Below are 12,189 nucleotides of genomic sequence, written 5' to 3'. Positions count from 1 at the left end.
GCCCATGGATGGGCCGAGTAATCCGTAGCCAACACATAAGCAACTTGAAGTATTAAGGGTATAGTGCTTAATATGAACCACTATTCAATGAACCAGTCCGCTGAAGGAAGCCTCGTTCCATTTATTAACCGGTTTCAAAGTAAAAAAATATTACCACAGTTGAACGGCCTTATTCACCACCATCTTCTTACGCTCTATTTCTCAGAAGCGTCGGTAAAAGTCGTTCGCTGGACAGCTCCACCTTCCGTTAACGCCGCATGTCAAACGTTACCGGGACGCGGATTAGGGGAAAACGATAGTCCCGATTAAATTTCAAGTAATTAACTGACTTTAAAGAATTTAATCCATCACGCTTGCGATGACCTGGAATCCTCTGTGATAAATTTTTGTTATATTGATCACGTTCTAACCACAAGAGAGGTGATTTGAAAATAACCTTAAAATATTGTGGTCAGGCCGCTAGACCACAATAAGAGGATTAATCATGAAAAGAAAAACAATGGGATGGCTTATCGTTTTTCTTCTATTTATAGTTTACATGCTCAACTATATGGATCGTTCAGCATTGTCGATAACTGCCCCCTTGATCGAAAAGGAGTTAGGATTTAACGCCGCGGAGATGGGGATGATCTTCAGCGCGTTTTTTATCGGATACGCCCTGTTTAATTTTATTGGTGGCTGGGCCAGCGATAAAGTTGGGCCAAAAACGGTTTTTCTCATCGCAGCGTTACTATGGTCTATATTTTGTGGCTTAACTGGTTTGGTCACCGGATTGTGGACAATGCTTATCGTGCGCGTTCTTTTCGGTATGGCTGAAGGACCGGTCAGCGCTGCCGGAAATAAAATCATCAATAACTGGATTTCCCGAAAGGAGTCTGCCACGGCGATCGGAATTTTTAGCGCCGGTTCCCCGCTCGGCGGCGCGGTGTCCGGGCCGATAGTGGGCCTGCTGGCGTTATCCTTAGGCTGGCGCCCCGCATTTGGCATTATTTTCTTATTTGGCCTGGTCTGGGTACTACTGTGGTACTTTATCGTTAGCGATAAGCCAACAATGAGTAAACGCCTGGCGCCGGAAGAGCGCATTGATTTTGAAAATCATGAGGACGTTATTTTATCTGATGATGGCCGGGCTACGCCTTCACTCGGCTATTACATGAAACAACCAATGGTATGGGCGACAACTCTGGCTTTTTTCAGCTACAACTATATTCTTTTTTTCTTCCTGACCTGGTTCCCAAGTTACCTGAACCATTCGTTACATCTCGATATTAAAGAAATTAGTATCGCCACGGTAATTCCCTGGGTCATCGGCGCCATTGGTATGGTGCTCGGCGGCGTCTGTTCTGATGTAATTTATCGGATTACCGGTAATGCCCTGCTCTCACGTCGACTTATTCTGGGCGTATGTCTGGCAGGCGCGGCGGTATGTGTTGCCGTTTCCGGTACCGTTAGCACTATTGGTAGCGCAATTACGCTCATGTCAGTTTCACTCTTCCTGCTCTATTTAACAGGCCCAATTTATTGGGCGGTTATTCAGGATGTTGTTCATAAAGATAAGGTAGGGAGCGTCGGCGGAGCCATGCATGGCCTGGCTAATATATCCGGTATTATCGGTCCGCTTGTCACCGGTTTTATCGTTCAATTTAGCGGTAAATATGACTATGCGTTCTATCTGGCTGGTGCTATCGCTATCGTTTCAAGCCTGTTGGTCTTCGTGTTTGTAAAAAGTAAAGGATTCAAAGCCAATGAAAGTCAAAGCTGTGTTCATTAATAAGCCTGGTGAAGTTGAAACCCGCTGGGTGGATTATCCCCATAAGAAAGAAAATGAAGTATTAATTAAGGTTGATGCTGCAGGCATTTGCGGATCGGATATCGGGGCTTTTCGTGGAACGAACCCACTGGTTACTTACCCAAGAATTATTGGGCATGAAGTGACCGGAATTGTTCTTCAGGAAGGCACCGGAATGCCGGACAATATTAAAAAAGGCGACCGCGTGATTGTTGACCCCTATATTTATTGTGGTCACTGCTACCCTTGCTCTGTCGGCAGAACTAACTGTTGTGAAAATTTAAACGTCATTGGCGTGCATGTCGATGGCGCAATGCAGGAAGTGGTTACTCATCCCGCACATTTAATTCATAAAATACCAGATAATGTGCCTTCTGAAATGGCGCCGCTGGCAGAACCGCTGACCATCGCTCTGCACGCGCTGCATCGGGCAAACGTTAAGGCCGGGGAGTATGTTGCCATCATCGGCGCGGGGGCCATTGGTCTTATGGCGGCATTAAGCGCGCGTTATTACAAGGCAACGCCTATTCTGATCGATATTGTGGAAGAAAGGTTACGCTATGCGCAAAAGCTTGGCGTTCCCTATGTGCTGAACGCCGCTGACGATCAGGTTATCGACGCCATTAAAAATATCACCCACGGCACCATGGCGCAGGTCGTGATAGAAGCCTCCGGCGCAAATAGCGCTATTCGAAATACGCTTGATTTAGCATCGTTTGCTGGTCGTATTTCGTTTACCGGATGGCCAAAACAGGAAACGTCGCTGCCGACGAACCTGATCACCTATAAAGAACTGGATTTACGCGGTTCCCGCACCAGTGCCGGTGAATTTGATGAGGCATTACGCATGCTGTCAACGCTGGAGATTAATCCGCAAGATGTTGTCAGTAAGGTCGTCAATCTTGATGAGATCCCTGATGCAGTTAAAGAGCTTGATCGCTATCCGGAGCGCTACTTAAAGATTAATGCTGTTTTCCATTGATTTACGGCAAGCTCCACCGCATGGCATATCCGCCATGCGGTGTTAATCATCGACAAACTTAGCCGCCGACAATCTTTCTCACATAGCGTAAATGTTCCAGAGATCCCTCATAGGCGCTGTCAGCATCAGACTGGCGCATCGCATCCACTATCGCTTTATGTTGTTTGTTGAGATTAAGTAAAACATTTCTGTCTCCAGACTGCTCATCAAGCCCGGCATAAGGGATATTAATCCGTTGTTCCCATAACATACGGGACATATCGAACAACACCCGGTTACGGCTGGCCTCAGAGATCGCAAGGTGAAACTCTTTATCAAGCGAGTAAAAGCCGTGGACGTTATTATCGTTAATGGCTTGATCCATACGATGATAAATCGCCTCTATTTGGTTGATGACGTCAACGTTATCGTTTTGTGCGGCTAAGCGCGCACAATGGCTATCGACCAGCTCGCGAGTAGAGAGAATTTCTTCGATGGTATAGTCGCTGGCAAGGTGTTTTTTATCTGAAACGATAACCCCATTACCGGACTGAATCACGATCCATCCTGAGATCTCCAGTACAATAAGGGCTTCTCGCAAGGAGGCGCGGCTCACGCCAAGCTGTTTTGCCAGTTCGCGTTCTGGCGGTAAAAAAGTTCCCGGTGGAAAAATATTATCATTGATCAGCTTAATGATGAGGTTGGCTATCTTCTGATAGAGCCTCTCCTGCCTGACCTCAGGTATAACCATGCGCCCTCCAATCCATATCCAGGGGATTTTGAATGGATTTAGCATACCATCCTGGCGCTGGTGATCGTGATAATTAATTACCGTGCATGATAAAGAGAAGCAACCGCCGGTAGTCTCTATTACCTTCGCCGAGCCTACCGGGGAAACTAAACCGAGACGAGCGATTTATCCTTTGACGTTGATTTTCTCGAACACGGGCGCTGTCGCGTTCTTAAACTGAGAAAGAGACCAGGTTTTATAGTTGATATCATTGTAGCCTCGCACCATCATCTCACCGTGCGTTAAGTCAGACAGCGTTGTCCAGACCGTATATTCTGAGACCGGTTTGCGGGTGGCGTTGCCTTCCCCTTCACTCCCCATATAATCAACCGTAATATTTTTCGGACGATCGAAACGGCTCATAATATGCGCAAGCGTATTTCAGACCGCCAAACCGATGCAGTTCCGGTGACCAGAATTTGCCCTCTTTTATTGCCTGTTTTACCTCGCCGACAGTAGCAAAACGGGCCAGCGCCCATTCTCCCAACGAGGTGACAGGAATTGCCTGTTTATATACACTCGCGGGCAATGGCGGCAACTGCGCATTCATGATCATGTTTTCACTAAATGACAATCCCGCGCTATTCATGCCTTCAAGTATGTCTCTGCTATCGCCATTAGTAATGGTGGAAGTAATGGCCAGTATCGGATACTTCGCCTGATAGCTTATCCCCTGGCTGCCATCCGGCGTTTTTTTATCAAACTGTGTTCCCGCCGGGTAATACGTTAACCATGAGGGTAAATCCTGCATATATTCCAGCGTACGCCCATGAAAAATATCGCCTTGTTTATCCTGAATAGCAAGGGGTGTGCAGGCCTGTGCAGCCAGGGCGTATGAAAACAGCGCCGGAGCGATAAATAACATTGCTTTACTTTTTTTCATCATGCTCTCCTTGTTTGTAAAATGGATTGGATGAATATATTAAATTAAACCTATCAATGGTTATGCAGCACGTAATTAATTGTGATCTTATTTTACAAGCTAATAAATTTAACTGACGGGTTTAAAGGAGAGTTAAACACAGCGAACTAACATGAAACGCGTTATCCGTGTGACCATTTAAAAAAATCCCATCATGTTATAAATAAAAAACACGGTTTCTTATCAACATTAAGAGATAGCATCACAACGCTATATTTACTCCACATCACCAATAACATTAAATTAATTTATGTTTTTGAGTAATGTGAGTAGCACACATGTAATCAGTTGTTACGAATTAGAAACATAATTGCTACTAAAACACGTTGAGAAAGACAAGAAATGCAACATATGATGCCCACACTAACTATAGTGGTTTGGGATAAACGTTATGCAAACACAAGATACATTTTATCAAGTTATGCGTAGACACGGCGTGACAAGGCGTAGCTTCCTCAAGTTTTGCAGCCTTACCGCAACGTCTTTAGGCCTGAGCAGTTCGATGATTCCTCAGATAGCTTATGCCCTGGAGAATAAACCGCGTACGCCAGTGATATGGCTGCATGGTCTTGAATGTACCTGCTGTACCGAATCTTTCATTCGCTCTGCGCACCCGTTGGCAAAAGATGCCATTTTGTCGCTCATTTCCCTGGATTATGACGACACCATTATGGCCGCCGCAGGGCAACAAGCCGAGCAGGCGTTGGCGGATGTGATGCGCGAGTACAAAGGAAATTATATCGTTGCCGTGGAAGGTAACGCGCCGCTGAATGAAGATGGGATGTTTTGCATACTGGCTGGCGAGCCGTTCCTGGAGAAGTTAAAACGCGTCAGCGCGGATGCTAAAGCGATTATCGCCTGGGGGTCCTGCGCATCATGGGGCTGCGTGCAGGCAGCCCGTCCCAACCCAACTAAAGCCACGCCGGTTCACAAATTAATTACCGATAAACCCATTATTAAAGTGCCAGGCTGCCCGCCTATACCTGAAGTGATGTCCGCCGTTATCACCTATATGCTGGCATTTGATCGCATCCCTCCCCTTGATCGTCTTGGACGACCAAAAATGTTTTATGGCCAGCGAATTCATGACAAATGCTACCGACGCGCGCATTTCGACGCCGGTCAGTTTGTGGAAGCGTGGGATGACGAAGGCGCCAGAAAAGGATATTGCCTGTACAAGATGGGCTGTAAAGGCCCGACCACCTATAACGCCTGTTCAACCGTTCGCTGGAATGATGGCGTGTCTTTTCCTATCCAGTCAGGTCATGGATGCCTCGGATGTTCGGAAGATGGATTCTGGGATTACGGTTCTTTTTACAGCCGGGCAACGGGCATTCCGCAAACCGGCATTGAGGCTACCGCCGATAAAATCGGACTGGGCGTTGCCGGCGTCGCGGGCGCTGCCGCCATCGCTCACGCCACAGTGAGCGCCATAAAACATGCCCGCAATAAAAACAACACGTCATCAGAAAACGCTCCGGAAGAGAAAAAATAATTATGGCATATCCTTATCAGACTCAGGGTTTTACGCTGGACAATAGCGGACGGCGAATTGTGGTCGATCCGGTTACTCGCATCGAAGGGCATATGCGTTGCGAAGTGAATATCGACAGTAATAATGTTATTACTAACGCCGTGTCGACCGGCACCATGTGGCGCGGCCTGGAGGTTATCCTGAAAGGTCGCGATCCGCGAGACGCCTGGGCATTCGTTGAACGCATTTGCGGCGTCTGCACCGGTACACACGCTCTGACCTCAATCCGTGCCGTAGAAAATGCGCTGGGAATCGCGATTCCGGACAACGCAAACTGTATCCGTAATATGATGCAAGCTACGCTACACGTTCACGATCACCTGGTGCATTTTTATCATCTGCACGCGCTGGACTGGGTTGATGTGGTTGCCGCCCTGAAAGCCGACCCGCATCAGACCTCCGCCATCGCGCAAAGCCTTTCCGCATGGCCGCTATCCTCGCCGGGATATTTCCGCGATTTGCAAAATCGACTGAAGCGGTTTATCGAGTCCGGTCAACTTGGCCCTTTCCGTAATGGCTACTGGGGACATCCGGCGATGAAGCTTCCGCCGGAAGCCAATTTGCTGGCGGTCGCCCACTATCTCGAAGCGCTCGATTTTCAAAAAGAGATCGTAAAAATTCACACCGTTTTCGGTGGTAAAAACCCGCATCCTAACTGGCTGGTGGGCGGCGTTCCTTGCGCCATCAACCTTGACGAAACGGGCGCGGTCGGCGCAGTGAATATGGAACGCCTGAACCTTGTCAGTTCCATCATCCAAAAAGCTCGCCAGTTCTGCGAACAGGTTTATCTTCCGGACGTCTTGCTGATTGCCAGTTATTACAAAGACTGGGCAAAAATCGGCGGCGGGTTATCGAGCATGAACCTGCTGGCTTATGGCGAGTTTCCGGATAACCCTAACGATTATTCCGCCAGTAATCTTCTGCTTCCGCGTGGGGCTATCATTAACGGTCGTTTCGACGAAATTCACCCTGTCGATTTAACCGCCCCCGATGAGATTCAGGAGTTTGTCACTCACTCCTGGTATACCTATGGTAACGGCAATAACGATAAGGGCCTGCATCCGTGGGATGGTCTGACCGAACCGCAACTGGTCATGGGCGAACACTATAAAGGCACAAAAACCTTTATCGAACAGGTGGATGAGTCCGCTAAATATTCATGGATTAAATCGCCGCGCTGGAAGGGACATGCGATGGAGGTAGGTCCGCTGGCGCGTTATCTGATTGGATATCATCAAAATAAACCGGAATTTAAAGAACCCGTGGATCAACTGCTTAGTGTATTAAAGCTGCCTAAAGAAGCGCTCTTTTCTACATTAGGGCGTACTGCCGCGCGTGCGCTGGAATCCGTATGGGCAGGCAATACGCTGCAATATTTCTTCGATCGTCTGATGCGTAACCTCAAGTCCGGCGATACGGCGACGGCAAACGTCACGCTCTGGGAACCCGATACCTGGCCTACATCGGCAAAAGGCGTTGGTTTCAGCGAGGCGCCGCGCGGCGCGCTGGGGCACTGGATAAAAATTGAAAATCAGAAAATCGACAGCTATCAGTGTGTGGTACCGACAACCTGGAATGCCGGGCCACGTGACGATAAAGGTCAAATTGGCGCGTACGAAGCGGCGTTAATGGGGACTAAACTCGCCGTTCCCGATCAACCATTGGAGATTTTACGTACTCTGCACAGCTTCGATCCCTGCCTGGCCTGCTCCACCCATGTTATTGATAATCATGGAGGGGAGCTGGTCAGGGTTCAGGTACGATGACGACGATTCGGAGGTCTCAATGCATCTCAAAGAAATAACCAGCCAGGGGTACTATATCTATGAAGCGCCGGTCCGTTTATGGCACTGGATCACGGCGTTATCCATTGTCGTCCTGGCTGTTACAGGATATTTCATTGGCCGCCCCCTGCCATCGATTCAAGGTGAAGCGACCTTTATGTTTTGGATGGGCTGGATACGACTGATCCATTTTACCACGGCGTATATTTTTACTGTCGCGCTGCTGTTTCGTATTTACTGGGCATGTGTCGGCAATGAGTACGCCAGGGAGATGTTTCTGGTTCCGTTCTGGCGCCGCGCCTGGCGCAAAGGCGTTATCAGCGAAATCCGCTGGTATTTTTTCCTCGAAAAAGAGGCCCATCGTTACTATGGACATAATCCGGTAGCGGGACTGGCGGTAATGTTCTATTTCTGGATGTCCGTACTGATGGTGTGTAGCGGCTTTGCGCTCTATGGCGAAGGACTTGGAACAGACAGTTGGGCGTATCAATGGTTTGGCTGGATGATTCGCCTGACTGGCAACGATAGCCTCGCGCTGCATTTCTGGCACCGGCTGGGCATGTGGTTCATTATCGCCTTCGTCATTGCGCATGTTTATACCGCTATCCGTGAAGACATTATGAGCCGACAAAGCGTGATTTCCGTCATGATAAGCGGCTGGCGCTGGTTCAGGTGATAACAATGGCAGAAGTAACAATCTTAGGGCTTGGCAACCTGCTTTGGGCAGATGAAGGGTTTGGCGTCAGAGCGGCGGAAAAGCTGTTTGAACAGTATGCCGATAACGAGAAAGTTGACGTTGTTGATGGCGGTACGCAGGGGCTGGCGCTGCTGCCCTGGCTGCAACAGACCGAAAAACTGTTAATCATGGATGCTATCGATTTTGGTATGGCGCCAGGTTCGCTGGCGATGTTTCGTGATGAACAGGTTCCCGCCTATCTGACGGCGAAAAAACTCAGTTTACATCAGACCAGTTTTTCTGAAGTGCTGGCATTGCTGCAATTAACCGGCGGCCAGTTATCGGAGATTGTGCTGATTGGCGTGCAGCCGGAATGTCTGGATGACTATGGTGGAAGTCTTACGCCGCAGGTAAAGGCGCAACTGATGCCTGCGGTCTATCTCGCGCAGGAAGTGCTGGCGCAATGGGGTATCACCGCTTCTTCAGCGGCCTTGCCCACTGAAAGACTCAATCATTACAGCCTGTGTATGGAACGCTACGAAGATGAACGGCCAGATGCGCAAAGCGCTTGCCGGGTCGGCGATATTCGGGTGCTACAGAGAGAGAAATCATAATGTGTATCGGCGTTCCTGTGCAGGTTATTTCACCCGGTCAGTGGTTCGCCAAATGCCGCGACCGACATGGCGAACTTATCGACGTTGATATTCGGCTTGTGGCTCCCCCCTTAGCAGGCGCATGGCTGCTGACATTTGGCGGCGCAGCACGACGAGAAATGGACGAAGCGGAAGCCGCTGAGGTACTGGCGGCGCTGGACTCGCTGGAACAGGCCATGCTCACGCAAAGCGATCCGCTGACCGGTTTTGCCGATTTATTGTCTCGCACGCCTGAATTACCGGAGCATTTAAAAAAATGACTATCTCACCCCAAAATCCTGTTTGTCCACTGGCGGATAAAGGCTTTCTGGTTACCGATGCGCAAACGCTCCCGTCGTTGATTAATGCGCATCTGACTCTGCTGGTTTTGCTGCAAAGCGACCCCAACAAACATCCGGAAGTCGCCGACAGTTGGGTCATTATCCCGGAGATCCTCAAGCAATTTCCGGCGACGTCTTATACCGCGGCATTTGCGGATAGCGAACAGAGTGAACTGATCGCCCGGGAGTATCGCATTCTGAAATATCCGGCGCTGCTTTTCTTTCGCCAGCACCGTTTTGTCGGCAGTCTGGCGGGATTATATAGCTGGCAAGAATACTCTCAGCGGGTGGCCGCATTGCTGACCACACCGGGCTATCGTCAGGATATTCCCGTTATCACGCAATAGAATGAAAGGTAACACACGTGAATCATTCCAGAACTATTCCAGTCGTTAATATTGCCGGGCCAGGCTCGCAGCCAGAAGAGGAAGACTTTAACTTTCTTCCTATCCCCGCCGGCATTAATCTCCCACTGACGCCGGTTTTACCGGAACAGGCGCTGCCCGCTGAGCTTCGTGTTGCCAGACACATCCTGACTACGCTTATTCGCGATATGGATAACCCGGTGGCAACGCTCCCCTTTCCCCTGAGCTATAAGCTGAATGCCACTGAGCAACAGAATAGCGGTTTGTTGGATCAACTGCTCGGCGAAGGTGAAATCTCCGCCCGGGTACTATTATCCGATGGAAAAGAACAGCGTATTCAGGAGACGGTTTTTACGGGCGTCTGGCGTGTGCGTGAATATAACGCTGATCAGCAACGGGTTGCCGATGAAATTATCATTGGCCCGATCCCAGAGAGCATCTGGCAGACGCATCCGCAGCCGCCGATTACGCCAGAATTGCCGCCGCAACCGGCGGGATTGATGAATGGCGCCTTTATCGCGCATGAAATAGCCGAGCGCGTAAAACAGCCGGTAAAAGAGCCGCATATCATTAACTTAACGCTGTTGCCAGTAAACGATGCCGATCGCGAGTATCTGGATCATTTTTTAGGCGAAGGTTGTAGCGCTATTTTTTCACGCGGATATGGTAAATGCCGGATTGTAAGCACGCATTTTCCCGGCGTATGGCGGGTCAACTATTTCAATGATATGAATACATTACTGCAAGATATGATTGAGATAGCGGACATTCCTGATATCGCCGTTGCAGGCATCGATGATATCGAAGATGCCTACGCGGGGCTAAAAAATACGTTGGAATGGTTGAAAGAATACCCGGTCACAGAAAATGAGCCAGTGGTGGTGCGCATGGAGTGCAAAGTATGTTGGTGGGTTTACGACCCTGCGCTGGGCGATGATGTATGGCAAATTCCACCCGGCGTGCCCTTCAGCCAGTTACCTGATTACTGGTGCTGTCCGGTTTGCGAAACCAGTAAGTCCGGGTTTATGGTGATCGATGAAGGTAATAATTCGTGCAAAGATTGACCGTCTATTCTCACCCGCTACGGATTATCTGGCAGGAGGCGCCGATCGGTCGTTTGCTACAGGGCGCAACGCCGGTATACGCAAAAACGCTTATTTCACGTTTGTTTACGTTGTGCGCTCAGGCGCACAGCGCAGCGGCGGCTTTACTGTTGTTTCCTGAAGAGAAGCCAGATATGCAGGCCGCACAACAAGAGCTGGCGCGAGAAACGCTCCGTCGCGCGTTGACCGACTGGCTCCCCCTGTTTAGCCACCGACAGGCAACCGCTGAAGAATGGGCGTTGTTACGTCGCGGAGAGTTATCCCCGCTGGCAAGCACAATCTTTTTTGACGATGATCCTCAGACTTGGCTTGCCGGTGGCGTAAAGGGCTGGGAAGCCTGGTTTTTGCAAGAGCGTTCTGAAACCGCCCGCTGGCTGGCGGCAGTACAGAATATCATTACACCTACACTACCGATGGCGTCGTCCCCGGACCATACGTTAATAACCCATGGTCCCCTGGATGTCTCGCCTCTGGCTATCGAATATCCGCTGCTGTCAGCCTGTTGTCTTAGCGGAAAAACGACTGCGCTACGTCTGCTGGCCCGCTGCGTTACGCTCGCCCGAAGTTTGAGCGCCCTTCCTACCCTGCGCTGGAATCGTTTTGATGATGGCGAATGGAAAATAGCGGTAGTGGAAACCGCGCGAGGATGGTTAGTTCATCAGGCCAGACTGACGACGTCAGGCAATATTCTTGATTACCGTATTATCTCGCCTACCACACGTCACGCCCAATCTGACGGCGTCATTGCTCGCGAACTGGCCACTATTCCACTCTCATTGTGGGCGCAACAGTTACAGGTAATTGATCCTTGTGTCGCCGTAAATATTGTTGAATGAAGGAGCTGGCCCATGCATGAATTAGCCCTGGCGCAAAATATTATCGAATTGCTGGAGGAACAGGCAGTAAATCACCAGTTCAGCAAGGTAAAGCAAGTCTGGCTGGAGATTGGCGTTATGGCCTGTGTTGAGGTGCCGGCGCTGCATTTTGGCCTGGACGTCGCCGCTCGTCATACCCTTGCTGACAATGCGCGTTTCCACATTACTATCGCACCGGCGCAAGGTTGGTGTCTGTCCTGCAATCAACCCTTCACCTCTCAAACATCCACACTCTGTTGCCCCTTTTGTCATTCAGGTAAAGTGCAGATAGATGACAGTAGCAGAATGCGCATTCGGGAAATCGAAGTCGAATAGCCAACGAATAGTCAATAAAAAAGGACGCCAGAAGCGTCCTGAAATAATAAAAGAATAAATTAACAATAATAAAGGTTAAGCAGTGACCCAGTTTTGGGAAAA

General features: G+C 49.5%; 12 protein-coding genes and 2 pseudogenes. 12 read left to right on the top strand and 2 right to left on the bottom strand.

Annotated elements, in window-relative coordinates; translation table 11 throughout:
- Window positions 1-60: 60 nt before the first annotated feature.
- The 3 genes and pseudogenes from ACLD11_RS02695 to ACLD11_RS02685 form a co-directional block, all read left to right on the top strand.
- A pseudogene (locus ACLD11_RS02695) lies at window positions 61-309 on the top strand (PhoPQ-activated protein PqaA family protein); the annotation flags it as partial.
- Window positions 310-484: 175 nt separating this feature from the next.
- Complete coding sequence (locus ACLD11_RS02690; RefSeq protein ID WP_183063576.1) at window positions 485-1,771, top strand: MFS transporter; 1,287 nt, start codon at window positions 485-487, stop codon at window positions 1,769-1,771.
- Window positions 1,746-2,771, top strand: coding sequence for a zinc-binding alcohol dehydrogenase family protein (locus tag ACLD11_RS02685; protein WP_183059136.1), 1,026 nt, complete (start codon window positions 1,746-1,748; stop codon window positions 2,769-2,771). Before ACLD11_RS02690 ends, ACLD11_RS02685 begins: the two co-directional genes overlap by 26 nt.
- A gap of 58 nt (window positions 2,772-2,829) precedes the next feature.
- On the opposite strand, the gene ACLD11_RS02680 is transcribed toward ACLD11_RS02685, so the two are convergent.
- Window positions 2,830-3,621: a FadR/GntR family transcriptional regulator gene (locus ACLD11_RS02680; RefSeq protein WP_001518759.1), complete on the bottom strand. Its 792-nt coding sequence runs from the start codon at window positions 3,619-3,621 to the stop codon at window positions 2,830-2,832.
- Window positions 3,622-3,666: 45 nt separating this feature from the next.
- Window positions 3,667-4,426: pseudogene (locus ACLD11_RS02675) on the bottom strand (linear amide C-N hydrolase).
- A gap of 427 nt (window positions 4,427-4,853) precedes the next feature.
- On the opposite strand from ACLD11_RS02675, the gene ACLD11_RS02670 reads away from it, so the two are divergent.
- Genes ACLD11_RS02670 through hypA form a run of 9 tightly spaced genes read left to right on the top strand, consistent with a single transcriptional unit; the run spans window position 4,854 to window position 12,087 of the window.
- Window positions 4,854-5,957: a hydrogenase small subunit gene (locus tag ACLD11_RS02670; protein ID WP_001194448.1), complete on the top strand. Its 1,104-nt coding sequence runs from the start codon at window positions 4,854-4,856 to the stop codon at window positions 5,955-5,957.
- Window positions 5,958-5,959: 2 nt separating this feature from the next.
- A complete protein-coding gene (locus ACLD11_RS02665) occupies window positions 5,960-7,762 on the top strand; it encodes a nickel-dependent hydrogenase large subunit (protein WP_000331200.1) in 1,803 nt (600 codons plus the stop codon).
- Entirely contained in the window at window positions 7,713-8,456 is a 744-nt protein-coding gene (gene cybH, locus ACLD11_RS02660) for a Ni/Fe-hydrogenase, b-type cytochrome subunit (protein ID WP_000924456.1), read from the top strand. The genes ACLD11_RS02665 and cybH overlap by 50 nt, the downstream gene beginning before the upstream one ends.
- 5 nt (window positions 8,457-8,461) lie before the next feature.
- Window positions 8,462-9,070: a HyaD/HybD family hydrogenase maturation endopeptidase gene (hybD, locus tag ACLD11_RS02655; protein ID WP_000852664.1), complete on the top strand. Its 609-nt coding sequence runs from the start codon at window positions 8,462-8,464 to the stop codon at window positions 9,068-9,070.
- Complete coding sequence (gene hypC, locus ACLD11_RS02650; protein ID WP_000334904.1) at window positions 9,070-9,369, top strand: HypC/HybG/HupF family hydrogenase formation chaperone; 300 nt, start codon at window positions 9,070-9,072, stop codon at window positions 9,367-9,369. The genes hybD and hypC overlap by 1 nt, the downstream gene beginning before the upstream one ends.
- Window positions 9,366-9,776 (top strand): hydrogenase, encoded by a 411-nt coding sequence (locus tag ACLD11_RS02645; protein WP_411011248.1) that lies wholly within the window; start codon window positions 9,366-9,368, stop codon window positions 9,774-9,776. The genes hypC and ACLD11_RS02645 overlap by 4 nt, the downstream gene beginning before the upstream one ends.
- 17 nt (window positions 9,777-9,793) lie before the next feature.
- The gene (locus ACLD11_RS02640) at window positions 9,794-10,858 is read left to right on the top strand and encodes a hydrogenase expression/formation C-terminal domain-containing protein (protein ID WP_411014505.1); all 1,065 of its coding nucleotides are present in this window, start codon (window positions 9,794-9,796) and stop codon (window positions 10,856-10,858) included.
- Window positions 10,846-11,733 (top strand): ATP/GTP-binding protein, encoded by an 888-nt coding sequence (locus tag ACLD11_RS02635; RefSeq protein WP_076726547.1) that lies wholly within the window; start codon window positions 10,846-10,848, stop codon window positions 11,731-11,733. The genes ACLD11_RS02640 and ACLD11_RS02635 overlap by 13 nt, the downstream gene beginning before the upstream one ends.
- A gap of 12 nt (window positions 11,734-11,745) precedes the next feature.
- Window positions 11,746-12,087 (top strand): hydrogenase maturation nickel metallochaperone HypA, encoded by a 342-nt coding sequence (hypA, locus tag ACLD11_RS02630; protein WP_000544772.1) that lies wholly within the window; start codon window positions 11,746-11,748, stop codon window positions 12,085-12,087.
- Window positions 12,088-12,189 lie beyond the last annotated feature (102 nt).

The organism is Salmonella sp. 741265116_PST (assembly GCF_046567715.1).
Classification (GTDB): domain Bacteria; phylum Pseudomonadota; class Gammaproteobacteria; order Enterobacterales; family Enterobacteriaceae; genus Salmonella; species Salmonella enterica.
This window is presented reverse-complemented; position numbering and strand designations above follow the sequence as displayed.